Annotated in this window: 21 protein-coding genes and 1 pseudogene; 6 read left to right on the top strand and 16 right to left on the bottom strand. The window is 38.8% G+C overall.

Features of this window, described 5'->3' with window-relative positions; all coding sequences use genetic code 11:
• Positions 1–249: thiamine pyrophosphate-dependent enzyme (locus IEX12_RS16565; RefSeq protein WP_286171217.1), on the top strand; the 249-nt coding region annotated here is incomplete at its 5' end.
• A 105-nt stretch (positions 250–354) separates the two neighbouring features.
• Positions 355–1,683, top strand: coding sequence for an MFS transporter (locus IEX12_RS16560; RefSeq protein ID WP_102414732.1), 1,329 nt, complete (start codon positions 355–357; stop codon positions 1,681–1,683).
• Positions 1,684–2,428: 745 nt separating this feature from the next.
• Here the strand turns inward: IEX12_RS16560 and IEX12_RS16555 are convergent.
• The 7 genes from IEX12_RS16555 to IEX12_RS16525 form a co-directional block, all read right to left on the bottom strand.
• Positions 2,429–3,343 carry an aminopeptidase gene (locus IEX12_RS16555; protein ID WP_102414730.1) on the bottom strand — a complete coding sequence of 305 codons (915 nt, stop codon included), beginning with the start codon at positions 3,341–3,343 and terminating at the stop codon, positions 2,429–2,431.
• A gap of 302 nt (positions 3,344–3,645) precedes the next feature.
• The gene (locus IEX12_RS16550; protein WP_188725515.1) at positions 3,646–4,314 is read right to left on the bottom strand and encodes an AroM family protein; all 669 of its coding nucleotides are present in this window, start codon (positions 4,312–4,314) and stop codon (positions 3,646–3,648) included.
• A complete protein-coding gene (locus IEX12_RS16545; RefSeq protein ID WP_102414728.1) occupies positions 4,311–5,252 on the bottom strand; it encodes a DUF1177 domain-containing protein in 942 nt (313 codons plus the stop codon). The genes IEX12_RS16550 and IEX12_RS16545 overlap by 4 nt, the downstream gene beginning before the upstream one ends.
• A 13-nt stretch (positions 5,253–5,265) precedes the next feature.
• A complete protein-coding gene (locus IEX12_RS16540) occupies positions 5,266–6,315 on the bottom strand; it encodes an S-methyl thiohydantoin desulfurase domain-containing protein (protein ID WP_102414727.1) in 1,050 nt (349 codons plus the stop codon).
• 15 nt (positions 6,316–6,330) lie between these two features.
• Positions 6,331–7,896, bottom strand: a complete 1,566-nt coding sequence (locus IEX12_RS16535) for an OPT/YSL family transporter (RefSeq protein WP_188725514.1) — start codon at positions 7,894–7,896, stop codon at positions 6,331–6,333.
• A 2-nt stretch (positions 7,897–7,898) separates the two neighbouring features.
• Positions 7,899–8,540: an aspartate/glutamate racemase family protein gene (locus IEX12_RS16530; protein WP_102414725.1), complete on the bottom strand. Its 642-nt coding sequence runs from the start codon at positions 8,538–8,540 to the stop codon at positions 7,899–7,901.
• A gap of 125 nt (positions 8,541–8,665) precedes the next feature.
• Positions 8,666–9,013, bottom strand: a complete 348-nt coding sequence (locus IEX12_RS16525; RefSeq protein WP_188725513.1) for a PucR family transcriptional regulator — start codon at positions 9,011–9,013, stop codon at positions 8,666–8,668.
• A 406-nt stretch (positions 9,014–9,419) separates the two neighbouring features.
• On the opposite strand from IEX12_RS16525, the gene IEX12_RS16520 reads away from it, so the two are divergent.
• On the top strand, positions 9,420–10,748 hold the full coding sequence (locus IEX12_RS16520; RefSeq protein WP_188725512.1) for an IS1380 family transposase: 1,329 nt from the start codon (positions 9,420–9,422) through the stop codon (positions 10,746–10,748).
• 171 nt (positions 10,749–10,919) lie between these two features.
• Here IEX12_RS16520 and IEX12_RS16515 read toward each other — a convergent pair whose 3' ends face one another.
• The 5 genes from IEX12_RS16515 to IEX12_RS16495 all read right to left on the bottom strand — a co-directional run bounded on the left by IEX12_RS16515 (position 10,920) and on the right by IEX12_RS16495 (position 16,050).
• Entirely contained in the window at positions 10,920–11,984 is a 1,065-nt protein-coding gene (locus tag IEX12_RS16515; RefSeq protein ID WP_188725511.1) for a PucR family transcriptional regulator ligand-binding domain-containing protein, read from the bottom strand.
• A gap of 549 nt (positions 11,985–12,533) precedes the next feature.
• Positions 12,534–13,292 (bottom strand): amino acid ABC transporter ATP-binding protein, encoded by a 759-nt coding sequence (locus IEX12_RS16510; RefSeq protein ID WP_102414723.1) that lies wholly within the window; start codon positions 13,290–13,292, stop codon positions 12,534–12,536.
• 51 nt (positions 13,293–13,343) lie between these two features.
• On the bottom strand, positions 13,344–13,997 hold the full coding sequence (locus IEX12_RS16505; protein ID WP_102414722.1) for an amino acid ABC transporter permease: 654 nt from the start codon (positions 13,995–13,997) through the stop codon (positions 13,344–13,346).
• Positions 13,998–14,051: 54 nt separating this feature from the next.
• Positions 14,052–15,203 carry a saccharopine dehydrogenase family protein gene (locus tag IEX12_RS16500; protein ID WP_102414721.1) on the bottom strand — a complete coding sequence of 384 codons (1,152 nt, stop codon included), beginning with the start codon at positions 15,201–15,203 and terminating at the stop codon, positions 14,052–14,054.
• Between the two features lie 43 nt (positions 15,204–15,246).
• The gene (locus IEX12_RS16495; protein ID WP_188725510.1) at positions 15,247–16,050 is read right to left on the bottom strand and encodes an ABC transporter substrate-binding protein; all 804 of its coding nucleotides are present in this window, start codon (positions 16,048–16,050) and stop codon (positions 15,247–15,249) included.
• Between the two features lie 168 nt (positions 16,051–16,218).
• Here IEX12_RS16495 and IEX12_RS23510 point away from each other — a divergent pair.
• The 3 genes and pseudogenes from IEX12_RS23510 to IEX12_RS16485 all read left to right on the top strand — a co-directional run.
• Positions 16,219–16,446, top strand: a pseudogene (locus IEX12_RS23510) (GntR family transcriptional regulator); the annotation flags it as partial.
• Between the two features lie 9 nt (positions 16,447–16,455).
• Positions 16,456–16,935, top strand: a complete 480-nt coding sequence (locus IEX12_RS16490; RefSeq protein WP_286171219.1) for a GntR family transcriptional regulator — start codon at positions 16,456–16,458, stop codon at positions 16,933–16,935.
• A 770-nt stretch (positions 16,936–17,705) separates the two neighbouring features.
• Complete coding sequence (locus IEX12_RS16485) at positions 17,706–18,359, top strand: SDR family oxidoreductase (protein ID WP_188725508.1); 654 nt, start codon at positions 17,706–17,708, stop codon at positions 18,357–18,359.
• A 328-nt stretch (positions 18,360–18,687) separates the two neighbouring features.
• On the opposite strand, the gene IEX12_RS16480 is transcribed toward IEX12_RS16485, so the two are convergent.
• The 4 genes from IEX12_RS16480 to IEX12_RS16465 form a co-directional block, all read right to left on the bottom strand.
• Positions 18,688–20,112 (bottom strand): YfcC family protein, encoded by a 1,425-nt coding sequence (locus IEX12_RS16480; protein WP_188725507.1) that lies wholly within the window; start codon positions 20,110–20,112, stop codon positions 18,688–18,690.
• A 128-nt stretch (positions 20,113–20,240) separates the two neighbouring features.
• Positions 20,241–21,440, bottom strand: a complete 1,200-nt coding sequence (locus IEX12_RS16475) for a M20 family metallopeptidase (protein WP_088052598.1) — start codon at positions 21,438–21,440, stop codon at positions 20,241–20,243.
• A gap of 121 nt (positions 21,441–21,561) precedes the next feature.
• Entirely contained in the window at positions 21,562–23,613 is a 2,052-nt protein-coding gene (locus IEX12_RS16470; protein ID WP_188725506.1) for a CocE/NonD family hydrolase, read from the bottom strand.
• 79 nt (positions 23,614–23,692) lie between these two features.
• On the bottom strand, positions 23,693–24,403 hold the full coding sequence (locus tag IEX12_RS16465; protein WP_088052597.1) for a TetR/AcrR family transcriptional regulator: 711 nt from the start codon (positions 24,401–24,403) through the stop codon (positions 23,693–23,695).
• Between the last annotated feature and the right edge of the window lie 28 nt (positions 24,404–24,431).

Below are 24,431 nucleotides of genomic sequence, written 5' to 3'. Positions count from 1 at the left end.
GTTGGTTCTAATATTGAGGGTCCAGACTTTGCAGAAGTAGCAAAGTCCATGGGGGCAATTGGATATACGATTGATAAACCAGAAGACATTGGTCCGGTGGTGAAGGAAGTATTGGAACAGCGGAAACCGGCCGTACTAAACATCTATGTGGACGGAACCCAGCTGGCACCACCATTCCGCAAAGATGCTTTGCATATGCCAATACGCTTGTTAGATAAATACAAGCACTTGGATTATCGTAATATATAAGTACCTCTCAAGAAGCTTATGTCAAGCTTCTTGAGTTTTCAATTTTAATGTAATCGGTTTCAGAATTACCCGGATGATATCAATTATTAAAAAGGTGGGAAATGTATGAATGTAGCTAAGAAAAGGATGATTAGACGTGTAGTAGCATCCAGCTTAATTGGATCAACGATAGAATGGTACGATTTTTTCCTTTACGGGGTTGTTGCAGGTATTGTATTTAGCCAACTATATTTCCCAACAGGTGATCCTGTAATTTCTACCATGCTTGCATTTGGAACTTTTGCAGCGGGATTTGTTGCGAGACCTTTGGGCGGAATCGTTTTCGGGCATTTTGGAGACAAAATTGGACGTAAAAGTATGCTTGTTCTAACCTTAACAATTATGGGAGTTAGTACAACCTTAATGGCCTTTCTGCCACCTTATGAAAAAATAGGAATTGCAGCCCCTATCATCCTGCTAATTATGCGTTTAGTACAGGGACTTGCTGTCGGAGGAGAATGGGGAGGTGCTGTCCTTATGACTTATGAACATGCTCCCGAATCAAAACGTGGTTTGTATGCTAGTCTGCCACAAATCGGTCTATCCATCGGACTTTTATTTGCTTCGGGGGTAGTAGGAATATTGTCGTTCATACTATCATCCGAGCAATTTATGAATTGGGGATGGAGGATCGCCTTTGGTATAAGTGCATTGTTAGTTTTTATAGGGTTATGGATTCGGCTAAATGTAGAGGAGAGTCCGGAATTTCAGGAAATTAAAAATGATAATGCCGAATCCGCAATACCTTTTAAAGAAATGTGGCGTGGTAATACCCAAAATGTGCTCGCAGGAATGGGGGCAAGGTATATTGATGGTGTCTTCTTTAACATTATGGGTGTCTTTTCTATTACCTATCTCACACAAAACATGGATGTATCCCGTAATGTTGCCTTGTTAGGAGTTTCTACAGCAGCATTTGTTATGTGCTTTTTCATTCCGCTATTTGGTTACATTTCGGACAGAATTGGGAGAACCCGAACCTATTGGTATGGTAGTCTGATCACTGGCTTTTCAGCCATTCCAGCATTTATGTTAATGTCAACATCCGGGGCTAGTAACACATTAATCTGGTTGTCTATTATTATCCCATTTGGAATTTTCTACGCTGCAGTTTACGGGCCTGAAGCGGCATTATTCTCAGAATTGTTTGATCCTCATGTCAGATATACCGGTATATCGTTTGTATACCAATTTTCAGGAATATTTGCCAGCGGATTAACACCCATGATTGCAACTTATTTACTGAGTCTAAATAAAGGATTCCCTACAATGCTAGTAGGTTATGTAGTATTTGCAGGTATTGTTAGTGCCCTTTCAGTTAAATGGATTGGTTCAATAAAGGGTTCAAAACAAAAGCAAATAGACCGTCTTAATGCAAAAGTAACCCAACTGTAAATGCTGTAAGAACTATAAAACAGTTATTATCCAGATACATTTTTTCATATTCCAATTGAACCGAGTTATAAGAGAGAGCTGACTTCTTTTTCTTCTAACTTGGTTTTTGTTTCTTTTATCATATATGATTGAATAAATGCGGTTTTTAGGAGTGGTTTTATAAACCTCGTATTATTTTGCTTTCATATTAGCGTGGCATTTCATCTGATAATTTTAACTGGACAAAATCCAATGATATTTCTGCACAGAGAGAGAAAGTGGTGAACTTTATACCTTGTGAAGCGGTTGGATTTCACTAGACCTAATCGCCTTGGGTTATATCTGAATCTATCCAGGCAAGTAAATATTTGCAGTAAGTACATAACGAATAATTGCCGAATTAGAAGGGGGTGTTCCTTGGAGGCACCTTCCATTTCTTACTCACTAATAAAGAGTAAGTATAGAAAAAAACTATATAAACAGAAAATCTGCCAGTTTTCATAAGTACTAGCAGATTTACTTTTTTCTTAAAGTATTACAACCTATTATTATAGATACCTCTCCTTGAACATTTTGGACATGACCCACATCGCATTCGACAGGGATGCTTTTTCACCGGAGTTTTGGTCTGAACGTTTCCCATGGATATAACAAAGAACCCTTTCCCAGGGCGTCTTTATTGCCATGATATCCGTCAATTCCTGAAAAGGCAACCCCTCAAATATTGGACTTTTTATATCAGCTTTAACAAAATCCAACATCTTCCTTAATCATTCCACTCCAACGTTGGTTTTTTTGTAACACAATCAATATGTACGTCTGTTTTAATCGTGCCACCAAATGTATGGTTTGAACCAAACGCGACATGCACGGTATTGTAAGCCTTTTCATCCTCTAATATTTTTCCTGTCAATCGAGCAGCATAATTTGTACCTATACCTAGCTCCCCAAGTAGCCTTCCATCGCCATCACCCAGTAACTCCAGCAGACGCTTTCCAACTTCTCCTGTCGCATGAACCAAGCGACCTTGTTTAACCGTTAACAATACGGGCTCATCTACTAAGCCAATTCCAGCAATGGAACCATTGATCTCAATTTCTCCAGTCGCACCACCTTCTACCGGAGCAATAAACGCTTCTCCAGAAGGAAGATTGCCCGAAGCAGCTTTATGACGAAATACCCCTGTACTTGGAACGCCATCTCTCCCCTTAATTGGAATGCTTAATTTATACCTATCTCCAGTAAAGATTGATACGTTATTCATTTGTGTTAACTTTGCAGTCATTTCATTTGTCTCTTTTTCAACAACACTATAATCTGCACTCATCGCACCCTTTAAAAACATATCTTCGGTTATCCCGGGCATGGTAATAACGCTAATTCCATTCGCGTTAGCATTTTTACGGGCGACCGTATGTGTTAAGGAATGTTTGGTTAAGCAAAAGACAAGGTCATAGTTAAGCATCTTTTCGGCAGTTTCTACAGGTGGTTCTTCCCCAGACTTTTTCCGGTCATCCATCACGTGGAAATCTACATTCCATTCTTCAGCAACCAGTGCATTTCTAAATTTTTCGGCTAAATTCTCCGTACTCTTATCTGTAAGAACAAGAATGACTACCGTTTTTTCCACAAAGAAGTTGTTTTCCATGATGTTAGCAACTATATTTTGAAAGTCTTTCATTTTAAGCTCTCCTTTCCTTTTTCTTAAGTATACGCCTGTCAGCACAAATAACAATGCATCGATGAGTCCCGTACGCAACTATTCATACTAAAAAGAGACGGTTAACGTCAGCATTAACAATGCATCAATAAGGCAAAGATAGCTCCCCGATTTAATAAATGGTAATAGAAATATTTCCTAAGCCTGAATTAACCATAATGGGTACAGGATAAAAGTCCTCATAACAATTTGCTAAAACAAAATGCCAATTCCACAAACTAAACTCACTAATACAAGAATCGGCATTTTGACCACAAATGTATTTAAGAAACATATTCTTTGGCAATACGAGCTATCAACGTTCGGGGTAAAATAACTGGTAACCCGCTACCCTTTACTGCATTTTGCTTATGCATTTCGTTATAGCCCATACAGTCGAGAACAACTATATCTGCCCCTCTTTCCTTCAACGAACGGGCTGCTCCAGCTACATCACTTGTCTCATAAGGAGAGGCGACTTCGACGAGCGGCTCTAAATCCTGATCTTTCCACTTTTGAACAAGTGAATGCCTCTGTTCTTCTAGAGGGATGATCAATCCTAACGATCCAGACGGCATAATAGCTTTAATCGTATGATTCAGCACCCTATCAGGATAAAGAATTGGCTTGTTTGTTCGAAGTGTAGGGAAATCTCCTGTACATAACATGATCACAACATCTACTACTTCCTCTAGTTGAGACAGTTCATTTTGTAATAAAGGAAGAAGCTTGCTTTTGCCAATTTTCACTGCCCTCCCATTTCTTAGTCTGGAAATATAGGTTGTATCTGAATCACTCGGAGAAATTTCATGCATATTTTCCTCGGCAATCCCGTCCAATCCACCACTTTCCTTAATCACCACTTCCGATCCCAAAATGGACTGGATAGAAGGTGTTACATTTGTCCTTGGTGATTGACCAATAGTTATTATACCTACAATGCCTTTATTCATGACTTATCTTTTCCTAAAGTTTGTAAATGCTTCATAGAACCATATAATTCTTCTAGATGGTTAAATTCTTCTTCATCGTAAAAGTCAAATTGGCCCTGTGTATATTCTTTTGCTACTTCAATACAGAATCGAGCTGCTTGAGCGACATCTACTTCATGACTTGCACCAGTACCGCATCCGGGAACTGCAGTTTGCGCTGTAATAGCAACCCCCACGACAGGTGCGTCTGTTGCAACAGCTGGTTGTAAAATACTATTAATATGATACACATCATTGCCATATGGCGTAATATCTTGTGTTGTAACGGTGAAGGTAACGGCTAACTCCCCTGTTGACATTTCCATGATACGTACCAAGTCATCAGAGAATTTAAGGATATATCCTGATTTTACTGTTGGTGATAAAGCAATACCACGATGATTAAACACGCGATTGCCTTTCGTTGTATCGATGGATATAATAGCATCCATTTCCGGGAAAACTTCATAATTGTTCATTGTTAAAATATCAACAGGTGAACCCATAAAATCAACCGGTTCGTGTGGCTGCGTCGGGGCAGTTGGACAAATATGCGTTGTTATATAAACATCCCCTGGTAAGCGGTCACCTTTGACAGACATATTCGCCAATTTTAACGCAGTCGTTACTGCTGCAGCAGCACCATCCCCATCCGATACAAAACCAATTCGATTCGGACGAGCTCCTAACCCTCCAAGTCGACCTACTATTCCGAGTGAAGGTGCTTTACCACCAGAGAGCTTCCCTTTCGTTCCTTTGATAACAATTTTCACAAAGTCAGTCGATCCTTCCTCTCCTCGAACGGTTTCATAAGTAGCTTCACAATGGTCAAATCCATTAAATAAATCAACGACACGTTGCCCATTCACATTAATATCATCAAGAAGTTCCATTACGTCCATTGTATATTTTAAAGACATTCCAAGCATCCCCTTAAATAATTTTCTTTTGAATAATTGGTTCAACTGTTTTTAATAACTTTTCATTAAACATGGTAGAGCTTAATTTTAAATTTTCTTTTGAGACGGAAATAACTGCTATTTCGATACCTTCCTTAATCTCAGCACTAACAAGTGGCTTTCCTGTTTCCGCATCAAATGTCATGATTAAATCAGGAAATGTTCCTTTTCTTTCGCCATGCATCTCAACTGTCATATATTCATTCCAAAAAGTTAGTTCCAAATCATCAATGACAACAGTCCCAACATCAAAACCACCTGTTTCCTTCAACTCAAAATGACTCACCTTACCAGAATGGATAACCCTTCCTTTTAGATAAGAGGTGACAGCCTCAATACGTTCGGGACCTTCTGGAATAGAAAGGAATACGCCTCCTAATTCCATCGCCTGTGTAATTCCTCCGACAGCAGCATTCCTTTTCACGTAGCCAATATCAATAGGATTTCTACAAACACCAACCATTCCTCCAGCTTGAACGGAAACGGATCTTACTGCACTGGAAGAAAGGCCAAGTGAAGCGGTAATTGACCCTTTCACCTTTTTACCACCTTTACCGCCTGCAAAGGTTTGGATAGATGTATAACCTTCTACTTCTGATAAATTCATCGAACCCATAGAACCCGTCGGATGTGCTCTTCCATTACAAGGTGTATCCAGGAAAGGTAAACCTGTTGCGGCAGCCTGCAACCAACCATTTACCGTTGTCGATGCTCCATTTTCATTCGTCATCAATGCTTTGATCGGTTTATCAAACTCTCTTTGCATTTGTTTTACGGTTTCCGTCAACTGCTTCGAATCAATATAAGCTTCTTTAACGGAAGGAGCCCCGACTAAGGAAACACAAGCGACATAATCCTTATCCTCCAGCTCTTCAATCGATAATAATTCCGGGCTTCCCATCATAAAAGCTGCTTCCGCCTTTTGGAGGCCCTCTTCTATCCAGCCTCCACCGCCTCCGCCCAAAATACAACCACCATAAACCGCTTTTTTAGCATCTTCAAAGGTTAGAATTCTTCTTGACATATTGCTTTCCCCCTGTTATCTTGCTTTCCAAATAGATGTAAAGAAGCTATAAATCGCATCACCTGCAATAAATCCCGCAGCTGTCGTGAACATCGCATTTTCAGCCTCTGGTCCCTTCACTTTAAGGATTACGGCACGAATGATAATCCCTGCAATAACCGCCCAACCCGCTATTGGATTAACAATTAACAACCCGGTAGCAAGCAGGATGCCCATTTGCCGTTTCGGCCCACCAATTAATTGAATGATGGCTCCTGGGATGGCCCATAACAAAAGAAGCATTCCCACATTTCCGGATAAGCCGGATTCAATTGTCGTTGCATATACTTTATCTACTGGCGGAATTAAATCTTGTGCGAAAAAATGATTTGCAAAAAGTGCTACCATGATAATCGCAACGCCAAAGCCAATTAACGAGCTTTTCAACTGCATTCTGCGTCCATATAATTCTTGGGCAGATGTTTCACCTTCCCGTAAAATAAATCCTGCTTTAAAGTCAAATCCTAGGTCTGCAAAGGCAGGACCAGTTGCTGCGGTGTATCCTACTAATAAAGCAAGTGCAACTGGAGGGAAACCAAGCATCATTCCTAATAGTAATGAAATCAATGTGACCGCAAATGCAGGAAACCAACCAGAATGCATCGCTGCAATCCCTACAATAATTTCACTAACAAGTGCTGCAAAGGCAGCAAATACAACAAATAGAATCATTTGTAATATAGTCATGTCACCAATAATTCCACCGATCAAGGCAAGCATCAATGCCCCAAGTACGTAAAGAATATATCCAAGACCAAAGCCATTCTTCACATCCCGATCCGAACGAGTTTGGCTTTTATCTTCAGCCCCATTTCTAGCTGTTTCTTCTTTTTTGGATTTCCATAGGGTAAATATAAATTGTAATACCCCGACTAATCCTGCACCAATCATCATGCCGTGGGGAATATAGTATTCATTTAAGTCAACGCCAAACAATTGTATGGAATAGCCCCGTAATAACAGGCCAACACCAAACATGGTTAACGCCCAAATGTTTCCAATAAAAGCGACACCAAAGGCTGACATGGAAATCCCAAAATGCGACCCAACGATGCCTCCAGCTATCCCTAGACCTAGATATTTCGCTTTCGCCCCTCCTTGGTCACCAGCTTTTATTGCCTCTGCTGTCGCAACCCCTGATGGCCATGTTTCACTTGCGGAGAACAGCTTTGAATCGAATACTTTGTATAGAACAAACACATCGATAAGTAACGCAACACCAGCTCCAATAAGCATCGGAATAATTAGTTCTGGTAAACCCATTACATAAGGCAAACCAACTGGTATTAATAAACTATTAGCAGCACCAAAAGTGGCGGCGGAGATTGTTGTCTGTACGAGATTCTGATTTTCTAACGACCGATATTTGTAAAACATTTGCATCGGAATACGCGCAATTAACATAGCAATGAGAGCCCCGATGATTGATGTATTTGGTGTAATCCCAAGTGTAGTAATGAGCTGCATGCCGATAATCGCTCCAAATAATGCAATTAATATGGAGAAAATCACAAATGGGACATCAAAAGTTTTTTTGTTCAAGCTCACTCACCCTTCCTAATCAATTGGTACGCTATCCCTTGAGCTTCTACCAGATCAATAACTGGTACATGAATATGCTTTACCAAATAATCTTTCAGTCGTATCGTCGAAAAGCCAGTACATGCAAATAAAATAACATCCGCACCTGATTGTATGGTGCTTTCAACCACATGTAACAGCTCCGCTTTTGCATGTTCAGTAAATAAATCGGTTGTTTTTCGAAGCTTTGGCGAGAAGGAATGGGAATAAAATCGCCGTCCCAACTCTTCTTTCATTCGTATAGGCGGGGCTTCCGTAATACCAACGATACCCACATTTTCCCCAACCATACTAGCAGCATGCGCGCCACAGATCCCTGCCCCAAAAATGGGGATATCTACTACTTCTCGTGCTTCATCGAGAGCTGGATCTGCTGCACAGCTTATCGTAATTGCGTCTATTTTTTCTTCCTTAGCCATTTGATGTGCTAATTGGGTAATTTTAGGAATAGCAATTATTTCAGATTCATCGTTGAATATCCCATTTGGCTGATCAGGTATACACCTGGTTACGGAATCGATCTGAAAATTTTCTTTCATACTTTCGCCATGCTCTTGTAGAATTTCTTCTTGAGCTGTCGTCAAGACACGGATAATGCCTAACATGTTATCACCCCTTTTAAATGATTATAAATATTGTAATAATTCTACGGAATGCAAAATGTGTGAAACATATTTCTCAAAAATTTTCCCATATTATTTTTGGCAAAAAAAAAGACGGTTTTCCGCCTTTAAGAAAGATCCTTTATTTTAATGCAAAACCTTAAAACAAAACGATGATTCGCATCATTTAAATCCATATTAATTAATTCCTGGATCTTTTGAAGTCTATATGTCAGTGTTCGACGATGGACAAATAATTTTTCAGATGTTTTCGATACATTTCCATTTTCATTTAAATATACTTGAAGTGTTTCCAGTAAATCACTATGTTGGGCCTGTAAAAGTGGGTTAAGAACATTTTCCGTGTATTTTTGAACAAATGGATCAGAAGACAATTTGAAAAGAATTTCGTAAATACCTAATTGATCATGTGTATAAATATTCTCCTCTGGCCTTACCTTACAGCCAATTTCCATAACCTTAGTAACAGATCGTACAGAGTCCTCGAATGAATCGGTATCCTTTATTCCAGAGCTGATAGCTATTTTAAGATGATCAGCAAGATTTTGTTTATTATGTTGATCGGTTATGGCATTTAACTCCCTTATTATTTTGGAATAATGTTGACTAGAGCAAGAAAGGAAAGCATAAAAGTTATGGTATTTTTCGAAAACGATGACTTTGCTGTTGGTAAGTGTATCGAGTAAATTATCCTGAATTATTCATAGCTTTATATTGTAGCCTTCGGTGATACCGTTGTAACAGCACTTTGCGCGTTAACGCTGATCACCTAAAAAGTGAAAGTGAAATAAATGAAAAAGAGCCCAACTTTTGGTAACGTTGTAAGTGACTAAACAAAAACATACCAAGGGGGCTCCTTCTATGACAAGTGTAAACGAAAAATCCATGAACTTCAATAAACGTGTGAAAGTTAATTTTGACGGTGGTGACTTAACGGGTGACGCTGGTATTTTGCTATATAAGGAATTTAATGATGTTATCGGACTACATAAAGCCATTGAAGAAATGGTTCATGTAAAGGATGACGTATCCCATCGCAGTCACGTAAATCATGATGTTATCATGCAAAAGATTTACCAAAATGCTGCTGGTTACGATGCAGACGATCATGCAGATAACTTAAAATACGACCCGGTATTCACGACAGTTCTGGATAAGTCCGAACTCGCATCCCAGCCTACCATGTCCCGGTTAAACCAACATTTGGACAAGGAAACAATGAAACAGTTCCAAGATGTCAATCAAACAATCACCGACCGTTTTCATGAACTGGAGCCACCTGAAGTCCTGGTGCTGGATATTGATTCATCCAACTCACCAACCTACGGGGATCAGTATGGCAGTTCGTATAATCCGCATTACGGTGAAAATGGCTACCATCCCATTTTTATGTTTGAAGGGGAAACAGGAGATTGCCTCAAAGCTTCCTTGCGTGCTGGAAACGTCTATACATCAAGACAAATCGTTGCCTTCGTGGGCCCCGAACTGAAACGATTAAGTAAAAAGTATCCGAACATCAAAATCATCATTCGTGGGGATAGCGGATTTGCCACACCGGAGCTATACAAGCTTTGTGACAAATTAGGCGCGGATTATGTGATCCGTTTGAAGGCTAACCAACGCCTGCAACGAATTGCCAATGAATTTGAAAATGAGATACTTTCTGACCCTGAAATCGATATTTATGATGGCTGCCATCACGAATTCTATAGGGAATTTACATACAAAGCTACCAGTTGGGATAAAAGCCGCAACGTGATGCTGAAATTAGAAAAACCAGCTGACCAATTGTTGTTTATTCCGACTTTCATTGTCACAACACTGAAATATTCCCCGGAAGAAACCGTGCAATTTTATGCTGAGCGCGGCAAAATGGAAAATTACATCAAAGAAGGCAAGCTCGGTTTCGCTTTTGGCAAAATGAGCAGCACGGCATTTGAAATCAACGCTAACAAACTGCAAATTGCTGTCCTAGCCTACAATTTGAATAATGGACTGCGCCGCTTTTGTATGCCGGAAAAGATGAAAAAACATCGAATCCAGACCATTCGCACGTGTTTCATTAAAATTGCAGGAAAAGTGACCCGATCTGGGCGATACATAACATTCAAACTATCTAGCAGTTCGTTATACAAAGACGCCTTTTTTAGTACGCTAAATCGCATCCAACAGCTCCCTCTACTGTGTTAGCTCGATTTGTACGGACTCAAGGAAAGATCAAAAAAATGGAATTTCCTTCAACGGGATACGTATGTCCTTTTTCACCTCCGATTATGGAAAAAGGTGTATTTTATATAGTTTTTAACAAATGAAAAGGAAATTTACAAAGAGAATTAATAAAATTTCACCTGAATTTTTATTCTAACCTTCATTATTTGCAGAATCTGTTTCTATGAATAATTCAGGATTATTTATCAATTTTCTTATAAAGCAAGAATGATCAATTAAATAAAGGGATGGATAATAGGACATCCCAATCCAACTCGCATTAAAATGGAGGACCGATACAACCGTATTATTGTTTAGCTTCTCTAAATCGTTCAAGTACTTTTCCAATAGCTCCATATCATCAAGGCGTTTCTTTTGAAGATACAATTGCTCACTCATAAAAAGTTCACTTAATTTACGGGTTACCCTTTTCATATGAGCAGAAGAAATGTCATCTGCCTGTAGCTGTCTTTCTTTATACAGGATATGAACAATGGCGAATACTTTCTCCCTCGTAATAAGCGGTAGAACCAATCGATCACGGAACCCTTGGATTTTAAATAGGCAATGACTCTTTTCAAGAAATTCAACTCGCCACATTTCAAGCGTTTTGGCATAGGTGGGATAATCTGGCTTCGAAAACAGAGAAGTTGATTTTCGCCAACCATCAGCGTGAAAATCTTTAGATACGTATAGTATCCTACCTTCAGAATCCTCAATATAAACTGGTGAACCTACAATTTCAGATAATTTCTCAATCGCTTCTGATAAAGACGGGATATTTATTTTTTCAAATTCTGAAAATGGACTCTGAGATTTTTCTTCCTCTAATTGTTTCTCTTTATATAACCTTTCATAAAGTGGAGTTAGCACATTAATATAGGAAATATATTTCGGTATCGTAATGACTGGGAAGGCATTCTCATTTGCAAGTGCCAATATTCCTTCAGGTATAGAGTCGACGAACCTCCCAAGTTTAATGACAATCCCCGCTGCTTTTTTATTGATTAAGGTTTGCACAATATTAATTTGTTTTAACGGTTCCTCTTTGATCGAATAAAAAGTGGTCATGACTAAAATACCAGGGGTTACCCAATTTCCCACTTCTGGAACTTCCATCACTTCAATCGATCGGATAGCTCGTGAAAGGCCTTCCTTACCGGCAATAACCGTTCCTTCAGCCAAATCTCCTGTTAATAAAGCATCCTTCACTTGCATGACAATCCCTCGCTTTTTAACAGTGTAGTGTTGTTTTATTAATCTTATATGGTTTGTTGGTTTTCCGATTTCATCTATATTATCATACAAGATGGTTTTATTACTCGACAAAAACAACATTAATTCTGTTATTATCCCTCTTAGATAAGTGGTTTCCAGGTTTGGTTATTTCATGGGTACACTTTTCCCCTTAATAACAAGATTATCATACCATTTTATTTTGAATAATCCGTTAACTATTTTTAAATTTTAAAGATGTCTATTGGCGGGAAAGAAATTCATATAACTAGCTGGGCATGCCCGGTTTCCATTTTATCCCATTAACCTTTAATCACTTGAACATGTTCCCTATTTTCGGGGGGAAAAGCTTGGATTTTTCTTCTTACCATTAATAGTTATTTTAGCTTTATAAACCCCCATTTTATCCGATAAAACACATTGGAATATAGTAATCGTATTACGTTTCAAGCATCTCGTTACATCAAACAAATAAACGCTAAATTTAACCATCCGGTTTCGTGTATAGCGTTTTTCATGATTTTTTTACCTTTAGACTTTCTCACTAACATCATGGAGAAACTGCCTAGTACGTTCTTGTTCAGGATTATTGAACATTTTTGCTGAACTTCCCTCTTCTACAATTAAGCCGTCGTCCATAAAAATAACCCGATCAGCAACATCTTTAGCAAATTCTTTTTCATGCGTTACAACTACCATTGTCATACCTTCTTTAGCCAATTCTTTCATAACTAGAAGAACCTCTCGAACAAGTTCCGGGTCAAGCGCAGAGGTTGGTTCATCATAAAGCATTACCATTGGTTCCATTGATAACGCTCTAGCGATAGCAACTCTTTGTTGTTGCCCGCCCGAAAGTTGTGCAGGATAATGTTCCATTCGATCAGCTAATCCAACCTTTGTTAATAATTCCTTCGCTTTTTCTTTTGCTTTATGACGATCCATTTTTTTAATTATAATAGGGCCTTCCATTACGTTTTCTAAAGCAGTCTTATGTGGAAACAAATTAAACTGTTGGAAGACAAAACCAGTATTTTGGCGTAATTCTCGAACGGCAGTTTTTCTTTGTTTATTATGTTGCAGTCCAGCTTCTAACTCTATTTCGCCAAGTCTTACCACACCATCATCAGGTTCTTCTAAAAATGTGATGCAACGAAGCAACGTTGACTTACCGGATCCACTTGGACCCATAATGACTACCACCTCACTTTTGCTAACATTTAAGTTAATATCTTTAAGAACAATATTGTCATCAAAAGATTTCTTTAGATTACTGATCTTTATTACTTCCACATCTTCCCCTCCCCCATGTAAATCTTAATTTGAATTATTATGAAAAAACTCCTATGCAACATGTCTAGAAGTTCTTTTTTCTAAACGATCCAGCAATGCAGTGAAAAATGTAATGACTATCCAATAGAGAGCAGCAGCTAATAAGTATATTGTTAAAGGTTCAAAAGTTTTTGCAATAATTAATGTAGACATTTGCAGCAATTCTGTAACGGTGATAACAGAAACAAGTGATGTATCCTTTATCAATATGATGTATGTATTGGATAAGGTTGGAATTGCAATACGGATGCTCTGTGGCAAAATAACACGTCTCATCGCCTGTCCATATGTCATACCCATTGAAACTGCCGCCTCCATTTGACCTTTGTCAACAGCTAAAATTGCCGCACGAAAGGATTCGGAAAGATAGGCCCCAGCATTAAGACTCAAGGCTAAGACACCTGATGGTATCGGATTTAATTCAATATCTATTTGTGGCAAACCATAATAGATGACAAAAATTTGTACTAAAAGAGGGGTACCACGGAAAATAGATATATAAAAGGACCCTATTGCTTTTAATACTTTAATTTTTGAAATTCTAGCCAGTGCAGTAAAAAACCCCAATATTAATGCAAACACTACAGAGACCACTGCTAATAGGACAGTTATCAAGGTAGCATTTAATAAAGGAGGTAAAGATTCAATAATGATGGAAAAATCCATGCGTATCCCCTCCATTAATATATTGCCTCTGACAAATGCTTGAACTAAATTACATTAATAATGTTTCTCCTGAAACCTTAAATCAATCCCGTATTCATTTAATTCACTTATAAATGGATCAAACCGTTCACCAATCATAATTTTTTCGACAGGAATGATGCCTTTTTCTTTAATCCGACCGTTTACAATCCAGTTAGCAACTAACATTGCCGGAATCGCAGTAGTTTTGGCCATAGATGTTATGTTACGTTCATGGTCATAGAAGTCTACCATTTCCCAGGTATAACTAGTGCTCATACCATCTCTTTTACCTTTTACAACCACACGCAACACCGTAATATCTTCATTTGATTTACCACGAAGTTTTGGTTCCAAGATCTTTTCCGTAAACCTTGCTGGACTGACTGGATTCCCATCCACTTCAATTATTTCCTTGTCAAGATAACCTAGTTCAGCAAGGACAGCCATTTTGCTCCAATGTCCGGAATATCGTACTGTTTTTTCATACAGCTTTTTCACCTTATCCTTAAGTGTATACGCTGCACTATGGGCATCAGTAATTACTGCCTCACACTCTCCAACGGGTTCCGGAAAGTTCATTAATTCCAACCCTGATAACGGGGGTAAGCTGATAAGTTTTCCATTTTCAGCTGCAAGTGCTGGTCTTGTATACAAACCCATCACACTTTCCAAACGAAAAACGACCTGATACCATAACGGTGGTAACGGATGCCTTGGTATTCCCCCGCAAATCATTACAGCTTCATCGGCTTCGTCTAACATTTCGATTCCCTTTGCCGCTAAAAAATTCGTTATGCCTGGAGCTACCCCACAGCCTGGTACAATAATAACCTCTGCCTGTTTAGCTCGATTATCTAATTTTATTTTTTCTTCATATTTAGATCCGACAAGGTCAACCAGATTACACTTGGCAGCTATTGCGGCATTGATTGCTGTTAAACTTAACGAATGTGGCAAGCAGGCAATACCAATATCAGCATCCTTTAATACGTTGTAAATATCTTTTTCAGTTTGCAAATCAGTTACGTGACCATTTACTTTTGGGTTATCTGCAACCAATAAACATTTGTCTACATTTTCCTTGACACCATCAACTGCCGTTACCTTCTCTATATTTTGATATTTTGCAAGTTCCCTAACTACCGTAGTGCCGATCATTCCAGTACCTAGAACTACTGCATGCATAATGCTTTGTCCCCTCTCTGTAGTTGAATCTATTTCCTATTGATCATTTAACTAAAGGGTCTGAGTCAAACCATTTTTTATAAATTTCATCGTATGTTCCATCTTCCTTCATTTCAGCTAACCCTTGATTCAACTTCTTAACTAATTCATCGCTACCTTTTTTTACAGCCATTCCTATCTCATCTTTATTTAGAATTTCGCTTACTATTTTAATTGGCAACTCTTCTTCTTTTATGTTATAGCTCATCAATAATTGGTCATTGATAATCACATCTAGTCTCCCGTTAATCAAATCTTGAATATAGTCATTTACAGATTTATATAAGGTAACATCAGCTCCGTCAACACTTTTAGCAACCTCTTCAAACGTTGTCCCTCCACCTACTCCAACCTTTTTTCCCTTTATGTCTTCTAATTTGGAAATACCGGTTGTATCCTCTGTTGTGATTAAAACAGAACCTGTTACTACATATGGAGCTGTAAAATCAACACTTTGCTTTCTTTCCTCCGTTACAGTCATTTGGGCAATTATGACATCAAATTTGTCTGCCTTTAGCCCCCCTATGAGACTATCCCATTTAGTAGCAATAAATTCTGTTTCAACACCCAATCTTTTAGCTAATTCATTCGCTATATCTACGTCAAAACCAGCATATTTGTTATGATCATCTAAGTAGTTAAATGGTTGATATGTTCCTTCAAATCCAACCCGTAATACACCAGAATCCTCCACTCTATCTAACACATTACCCTTTTCCTTACCGTTAGCTTCTTCACCTCCATTACACGCCGTAGTGGTTACTAAAATGAGAACAAGTATTATGATCCATTGATAAAAACGCTTCATTCTTTTTTCCTCCCTGGTAATCACATATTTGTTAGCGCTTACTAATTGCAATTAACCATTTTGTTGTAGTTCCAAATTGTAGTACAATATATGCTTTTTAAGTCATTGGTATTCCAGTTGTCAATATTTTTCTAAAGTTGCATATATTTATTTCGATTAACTTGTTTTATGAGAACCATAAGTTACGAGGAGGTAATTAAAATACAAAAGAAACAATCTATCAAATACTTTATTTATCACAATTTAAAAGAAGCCATATTAAACAGACAGCTTCCCCCGGGAAAACAGTTGGTTGAAAATATAATTTCTGAAACGTTAATGGTCAGTCGGACTCCCATTAGAAGTGCGATAGAATTATTGGCTGGTGAGGGATTAGTAAACATTGTACCTAACAAGGGGGCCTTTGTGACAAATCCAACAAGAGATGAAATTCTCCAAGCTTATGATCTGCGTAAAAACTTGGAGATTATGGCAGCAGAACAGTCCATTGATCGTTTAGACGAGAATGACTTCGCGGAAATGGCAAAATGTATTGTGGAGGAAAAAGAGGCTTTACATGCCAAAAATATTATGGCCTATTTAAAAGCAAACCAAGATTTCCACATGATTTATACGAAGAAGTGCGGTAATAAATTTTTGATTGATTTCGTTGAAAAGCTAATTAACCAAACATCAATCTATTTAATCTTATTTGATATATTTTTCGAAGATTCATCAGCAGAACCATATGGTTATAAAGAACACTTGGACATTGTACATTTACTTAAACAAAAGAAACGTGATGAACTAAAATTATGCCTGACAAACCACTATGATAATGCAATTAATAGCTTGGATATTGATAAAGGATATAAGGATTTAAGTGGGATATTTAATAAGGGATAAGTAATAGTAATACGTTTTCCTTGATGTGACTTAAGTGGCCTAACCTTCTTGAATTTCTGCTGTAAAAGGGAAAGGGAGTATTTTTTTGTTATACTCGCTTAGTATTTTCAAATGAGGAGCCCCTTAAATTATATCTAAAAATCCAATGAATTTGTCTGGATACGAATATAAAAATTTGACTTGGCTACTAAAAGTTTATTTCCTTGCTGTTTTAGCCATAATATCTTCTCCGGCTGATTTTTCACGATCCACAATAGGATAAGAATCACCATTTAGGTTGTTCAATCAGGAGCTTTCCTAATATGACCTTCGGAAAGAACTAAAAGCAGAATAGTTGTTTAGTTATATACAATGAGTGAAAATGTATATATGGAACACATAAACGAATCCTATCAGTTAAGATAGCATGCCAAGGAGGGATTATAGGGTTACTATGGATCCAATCGGACGGTGAGGGAAAAGAGGACTTGAGTGAAAATTCAAGGTAATCATAGCGACTGCTGTTGGTCATCAACGTTTTTCCTATTTGCATTGATGTTCATGCTAAAAAGGCCGATTAGGAAACAACGAGATAAGATCAGAGTGAAGGTTATTGACCGTTACCGCATGGATTACCCTGCGCTTCCAATGCGCATATGCAAATAGGATCTAGCCCTTGTAGGAAGTAATCGAATATTTTAAATATCGTTTACTGCCTAAAGGCCATCGCTTGAAAAAACGGCCCCCTTAGCTAAAAGCCTTATTCCATTAACACAGAAAGGATGAAGAAAATGAAGATTCTTGTCGTAGGAGCTAATGGTAAAATTGGAAAACATCTTGTTTCATTGATTCAGAAAAACGATAACCTCGAAGCGAAAGCAATGATCCGTAACAAGGAGCAGGCTTCCTTTTTTGAAGATCTTGGTGCGGAAATTAGTATCGTAGACCTGGAACAAGACATCGATGCGATTGCCAACGCAGCAGAAGGCGTTGATGCGATCGTATTCACAGCAGGTTCTGGTGGGCATACGGGTAAAGATAAAACCATTATGGTAGATTTGGATGGTGCAGTAAAAACTATTGAAGCGGCAAAAGTTGCTGATGTGAAACGGTTTATTATGATTAGTTCGTTTGATACAAGCCGTGAAGCAATACAGGAAGCTGCTTCATCGTTTGCACCATATGTTGCAGCAAAACATTATGCAGATGAATGGTTGAAGAACTCCGATTTAGATTATACGATTATCCATCCTGGCTTGTTAACAAACGATAAAGGAACCGGTCAAGTCGAGCTAGGGTCCGATGTTGAAAGAGGCGAAGTTCCGAGAGAGGATATTGCAAGTGTCATCGCTGCCAGCTTGGAAAATGATACAACGATTGGAAAAGAGTTTCAGGTGGTGTCTGGAAAAAACCCTATTAAAGAAGCGTTAGATTCATTGAACTAATTATGAGAAAATGCAACTCCTGGTTTCTGCTTGATTGGGAGTTGCATTTCTAGTAAATAAGCGACTTTATCCAAAACCAAAATAATGATGTTACTAATAAACTTATGATGAACCTAAATATGCTATAATGAATAGATAATAGATCGGCTTCTCATGGGAGTGCGACTCATCTTTTGCCAACCGGCGGTATAGCTCCTCAACCAATCCGGTCCATCCCCACACAATTTTAGACACGCTTGCAGATCATAAACTCCATAACAACAATCCAGGTAATCGACTTTACCTCTTGTTATCATCCCATCAAAAACTTACCTCAAAACTACCCCTCTCACCATACAAACAAATGCGCAAACGTTACTAATACAGCACCAACTACATAATGAATGACAATTAACGGCCAGAACCATTTGAGCCATTTAACCCAAGGAATTTTAGCGATGGCCAGTGAAGCCATAAGAACCCCGGCAGTTGGCGTGATAGCATTGGATATTCCGTCACCTAATTGGAAGGCAAAGACAGCTGTTTGCCTGCTAACTCCGGTCAAATCAGCTAGCGGGGTCATAATAGGCATCGTTAAAGCAGCTTGACCACTTCCGGATGGAACGATAAAATTTAACAGACTTTGGGTAATATACATCCCCATTGCTGAGAAAGACGTTGGTAATTGACCGACTAAATTGGAAACAAAAAACAGAATCGAGTCAATGGTGTTGCTGTCCTCTAACACGACCAGAATACCATATGCCAGCCCAACAACTAATCCTCCAACAACCAAATCCTCACTGCCTTTGACAAATGCTTCAGCAATTTGATTAACCCGTAATTTACCTATAAAGCCGACAATAACCCCCATTAATAAAAATAATCCAGCAATTTCCATGATGTACCAATCAAAAAATGTCACACCAATTGCAAGTCCAATAATGGTTAAAATTAACGCTCCGATAATAAGAGACTGTCGTAAGTTTAGTTTTTGTTGTTGTTTTTGTATGGAAAGATCGATGTCCCTTTGCTGGTCCACCTGATACATCATACTTATTTCTGGACGCTTCCTAACCTTATTCGCGTAAATCATGACGTAAGCAATACTAATGGCTACAAAAATAAACCAAACAATAAACCGAAAGCCCATTCCAGAAAAAAGTGGTAATTCTGCTATTCCCTGCGCCACGCCTACCGTAAAAGGATTCATAAATGCTGCGGTAAATCCAGCACAGGAGCCAACAATCACCATTCCTGCACCGACAAGGGAATCAAATCCCATTTTTATTGCTAAAGGCACCAGAATTAAAATAAATGGAATAGTTTCCTCTGACATACCAAATGTTCCGCCTCCCAATGCAAATAAAACCATCACAACCGGGATCAAATAAATCTCTTTCCCCGCCATTCTAGCGGAAATACTGGCAAATCCTGCTTCAATTGCTTTTGTAGCGTTAAGAATACCAAATGCTCCACCCACAATGAATATGAAAAAGATAATTCCAGCACCTTCGACCATTCCTTTATGCACCGCTTCGAAAATACCCAAAAAACCAACAGGATTCGAATCAACCGTATGGTAAGTTCCATCTACCACAACGGTTTCCCCTGCTTCATTTACTTCACGTTCATACTCTCCAGCAGGGATCACATAGGATAGTACCGCCGTAATAATAATAAGAGCAAATAAGATCGCGAAAACATGGGGAAATTCAAATTTCTTTTTCGGTTTAGTTGGCTCTGTATCCTTTAAAACCGACTCCTCACTCACCTTACCCTCTCCTCTTGTAAGTAAAATTTTATTGCAATGTGTTAAAACAAAACAGGCAGTGATTCACTGCAAAAAGCTCTTTTTAAGCAGAAATTTCACTGTCTGTCCATGACGAAAAAATCTTGAACTTATTTGTTGTCAAATTCCGTTTTGATAGTAGTCAACAATTTCCGGTCGGTCATCACATCATAGCCAGTTTGTGCTAACGCTAATACACCTTCAGCAATAGCTGCCTCCCCATCTTCTGTGATTGTCTTATCCGCAAACTCCTTTGTATGAAAGACAAGGCCTGGCTCATTCAATCCTACATATGGATGTATCGCCGGGACAACGTGGCTTACATTTCCCATATCTGCGGATCCTGAAGGTTTTACAGCAGTATAAACGGGCTGTTGACTGTGTATTTTTAAGTTTTTGGTAAATGTTTCCGATAACGCTTTGTTTGTAATCATATTATCATAACTTAATTCGAAATTGGTAATGTCAACCGCAGCTCCTGTCATTGCTGCTGCTCCATGCGCGATATTTTCTACCTTTTTGACAACTTCATCTAAAACTTCACGTTTGTTTGCCCGAACATAAAATTGAGCAACTGCTTTTTCCGGGACAATGTTTGCCGCTTGACCACCTTCGGAAATAATGCCATGAATACGGATATCCGATGGTACATGTTCACGTAATGCATTAACCCCGTTAAACAGTTGGATGACACCATCCAGTGCATTAATTCCTTCTTCAGGCGAGGCCGCTGCATGGGACGCTTTCCCGGTAAATGAAAATTGAATAGCATCCATGGCAAGCATAGCGCCACTCTCCGAAGAAATGTCCGCAGGGTGTACCATCATAGCTACATCAATGTCGTTGAATGTCCCTTGTTCACTCATCGGTACTTTAGCGCCGCTTGTTTCTTCAGCTGGTGTACCAAGCACAATTACCTTTCCACCTATTTCTTGTACATGTTTACGAAGAACAACTCCAGCCCCAACCGCCATCGTTGCTATCAAATTGTGTCCACATCCGTGACCAATCCCCGGTAAGGCATCATATTCTGCCAAGTAAGCAACCGTTGGACCAGGTTTCTCTCCTGTAAATTCCGCTTTAAAAGCTGTAGGTCGGTCTACTATCCCTGTTTCAACTTCAAAATCATAAGAACGAAGATAATCTACTAGTAACTTCATAGATTCATATTCTTCATCTCCAAGCTCTGGATTTTCATATAGTTGATGACTAATTTTTACAAGTTCGTTTTTTATACTATTAAAATCTTTTGTAAGTGACACGAAATGATGCCTCCAATTCAGAATAATTATATTTATGAAGTGTACCATAATTCAATAAAACATGCGACGAGTGTTTATTTTTTCCCTACAATATATTGTCTTGTTCTTAAGAAATTGACCCATACCCATTTTCCTCTTAACATTAAACCTCAAAAACGTTGGCGCTTCTTCACACAAACTCCCTAGGTATCTCCTTCCTCCATGTTTTAGTAAAAATTTTTTCCTCATTTTCAAAAGCACTAATCGTGTTGACTAGATAAAATGCTGTTTCATCACTCGTCATTTCGCTATAGCTTTTTAGTTTTGTCTGCCAGTCGTCACGTCCGACATTCAATTCCCATTCACACGTCACCTTTGCAGATAGTGGATCATTTTCCTTAATCGTAAACGTATTTTTATTGATACTGCCATACTGCAGGCCATTTGCATGCAATTTTCTCTCGCCTTCATCTGAGAAATCTTCTAATTTCCAAATTCCATTAACTAGGTCATGTGATACGTGTCTTGTTCTATTTTCTTCCCGAATAATTTCTTTATCCATTACCTTGGCTGTTTCAGGGTTTTCGAAATGGCCATATTCTGCATCTTTAGCTTGTGGTATTCTTACTGGTAATGAGATATTCGTGTCTTTACCCGAATACAATTTTAATGTAACTGGTTTTGGAGACGGCCATGCCTGAGGCCAGTATGTTGGTGATACTGCTACTTCTAACCGGTGACCCTTTGGTATTTGTTGTCCCAATGCATCAAGCTGCACTGTGACCTTGTATTTTTCCCCCGGTTTCAGTGGTTCTGCCCGTTCATGTGAGTAGTGATGATTCAAATTTAACATTCCCCAGCTAATTAAAGTTGATTCGCCGGTTGGTGCTTTGTCACATAACCTCACTGCTAACAATGCATTTTCCTGATCTGATGACAGTTCACCATGAAAGATGGGATGCCCTAACAACTCCATCGTTTCCTGTAAAGGTTCTGATGTAAATACAACAGATTTACCATTTTCCAAACGTTGATCAGCGGCAAGATCGCCTGGTTGACCAAATGGACAGAAAACTCCTGCATAAAATCCATGTTCTTGTACGCTAGGAATAACCGTTTCTTCCCCAGCCATTACTTCATTGGTTAGTTTTTTTTCTGCTAAATAAAGGTTTTTTTCATTTATATTTCTCGATGGCCACGACCAGTCAGCAACCCATTTGCCAGGTCTTTCATCATAGCTTACAGCGGGCAATTCACTGTCCTGTATCCATGAAATTAGTTTAGGCTCATCCATGATCCCCGTATCTTTTCCTTTTAACCATTGATCCCACCAACGAAGACATTCCTGTAAGAAACCGATTGCAGGCTCGGGTATTGCTACTTCAGGATATTCATGCGCCCATGGTCCAATTAACCCTTTACTTTCATTCGGTAAATTTTCCAGTAAACGAAACACTGCATTGGTATAGCCATCTTGCCAGCCACTTACAGCAAATACAGGGATCTGAATCTTAGCGTAGTCCTCACAAATTGACCCATGCTTCCAGTACGCATCCCTCAGCTGGTGCCGAGTCCATTCTTCTACAAATGGAGGTGTGTTCTCCAGCCGGTCCAACCAGTTGTCCCGCCAGCTTTCTCCTACAACTTCCGGGTCTTGTGGTCTTGCATTATACACAAACATAGTGGAAGCCCACCAAAGCATATCTGATGCTAAAAGGTTGCCACCCTTATAATGGACGTCATCTGCATAACGGTCATCGGTGGAACACAATGTAATGATTGTTTTCAATGCTGGGTGTTGTCTTGCTGCAACCTGCAGACTATTAAAACCGCCCCATGATTTTCCGATCATTCCTACGTGCCCGGTTGACCACGGCTGTTTTGCTATCCAGTCAAGTATTTCTAATGCATCATCTTGTTCCTGTTTTAAATATTCATCCAATAAAATACCGTCTGAATCACCTGAACCCCTTATATCTACACGAATACTGGCATACCCATGCCCAGCAAAATATGGATGTCTAATGGAATCCCGAAGCGCTGTAAAATCATTTTTCCGATATGGGATATATTCCAGTATAGCAGGTACCGGATGTTCTTCCGCATCTTTTGGAAGCCAAATCGTTGCAGCTAATTTTGCGCCATCTGACATAGGAATCCATACATGATCCATCTTCGCTATTTCTCTCGGAAATTCTGTTTTAATCTTTCGCTCCTTGGAATCTTTAACATTAAATACCAAGTCATTAACCTCCTATATATCATTCTTATCTAATTCTTAGGCAACACTTTTCTCTCGCACGTTACTATCACTCCAGGATTTAATCTTCAATTTTTCTCCCTGGCAGAAACTCAATTTCCTCTCTCTTATCAGGATTTACTACCCTTATGACACTTTCATATACATAATAAAGTGTCCGCTTAATCGCCTCTTCTGTCGTATATTTCCGACGTTGATTCATCACCGTATTCATCATGCCTTTCCAAATCATTAACGTTGTATCAGCGATAAAATCAATATCTTTTTTCTCGATCAATCCTTCGTCTACTGCATTTTCGATATACAAGGCACTACGCTTTGAAAAACTGTGCTCCATAATAATCAACTTGATTTGTTCAGGCAAACCAATTAGGTCATCCCGATAAATTTTGTAATAATCATCCAGCAATTCTTCCGGTACAGACCCTAAGTTATCCATAAAAATAACGGAATAAATTTTAGGTTGTTCAAATGAATGCCTGCAGAAGCATTCCCAGGAATAGAGCCATTTTTCAACGGTGTTCTTCCCTTTTTCAAGGTACACAGGCAATTCATCCGTATACCCCTTCGTAAATCGCATTGCCGCAAAAAATTTCAAGTGGGATAAGTCTCTAAAATAATTATAGGCGGTAGAACTTGTATATCCTGCCTTTTCTGCTATTTTTCGAATGGTAACATGATTGATGCCTTCTTTTTCAATCACTTCCGTTGCAGCATCCAAAAAATAGCGCCACATACGTGCTCGTTGTATTTCCTTTCTTCCAGAACTCAATTCAGTCACTTCCTAACTATGAACATCC

The organism is Lentibacillus populi (assembly GCA_014642895.1).
Taxonomy (GTDB): domain Bacteria; phylum Bacillota; class Bacilli; order Bacillales; family Amphibacillaceae; genus Lentibacillus_C; species Lentibacillus_C populi.
Note: the sequence above shows the minus strand (reverse complement) of the source record. Positions and strands in the feature narration are given on the sequence as shown.

Bases quoted from the DNA above. Each gene is read 5' to 3' on its own strand.
- IEX12_RS16560 (WP_102414732.1), top strand. From the start codon at position 355: ATGAATGTAGCTAAGAAAAGGATGATTAGACGTGTAGTAGCATCCAGC.
- IEX12_RS16555 (WP_102414730.1), bottom strand. From the start codon at position 3,343: ATGAAAGACTTTCAAAATATAGTTGCTAACATCATGGAAAACAACTTC.
- IEX12_RS16550 (WP_188725515.1), bottom strand. From the start codon at position 4,314: ATGAATAAAGGCATTGTAGGTATAATAACTATTGGTCAATCACCAAGG.
- IEX12_RS16545 (WP_102414728.1), bottom strand. From the start codon at position 5,252: ATGTCTTTAAAATATACAATGGACGTAATGGAACTTCTTGATGATATT.
- IEX12_RS16540 (WP_102414727.1), bottom strand. From the start codon at position 6,315: ATGTCAAGAAGAATTCTAACCTTTGAAGATGCTAAAAAAGCGGTTTAT.
- IEX12_RS16530 (WP_102414725.1), bottom strand. From the start codon at position 8,540: ATGTTAGGCATTATCCGTGTCTTGACGACAGCTCAAGAAGAAATTCTA.
- IEX12_RS16525 (WP_188725513.1), bottom strand. From the start codon at position 9,013: ATGGAAATTGGCTGTAAGGTAAGGCCAGAGGAGAATATTTATACACAT.
- IEX12_RS16520 (WP_188725512.1), top strand. From the start codon at position 9,420: ATGACAAGTGTAAACGAAAAATCCATGAACTTCAATAAACGTGTGAAA.
- IEX12_RS16515 (WP_188725511.1), bottom strand. From the start codon at position 11,984: ATGCAAGTGAAGGATGCTTTATTAACAGGAGATTTGGCTGAAGGAACG.
- IEX12_RS16505 (WP_102414722.1), bottom strand. From the start codon at position 13,997: ATGGATTTTTCCATCATTATTGAATCTTTACCTCCTTTATTAAATGCT.
- IEX12_RS16500 (WP_102414721.1), bottom strand. From the start codon at position 15,203: ATGCATGCAGTAGTTCTAGGTACTGGAATGATCGGCACTACGGTAGTT.
- IEX12_RS16495 (WP_188725510.1), bottom strand. From the start codon at position 16,050: ATGAAGCGTTTTTATCAATGGATCATAATACTTGTTCTCATTTTAGTA.
- IEX12_RS16485 (WP_188725508.1), top strand. From the start codon at position 17,706: ATGAAGATTCTTGTCGTAGGAGCTAATGGTAAAATTGGAAAACATCTT.
- IEX12_RS16475 (WP_088052598.1), bottom strand. From the start codon at position 21,440: ATGGTACACTTCATAAATATAATTATTCTGAATTGGAGGCATCATTTC.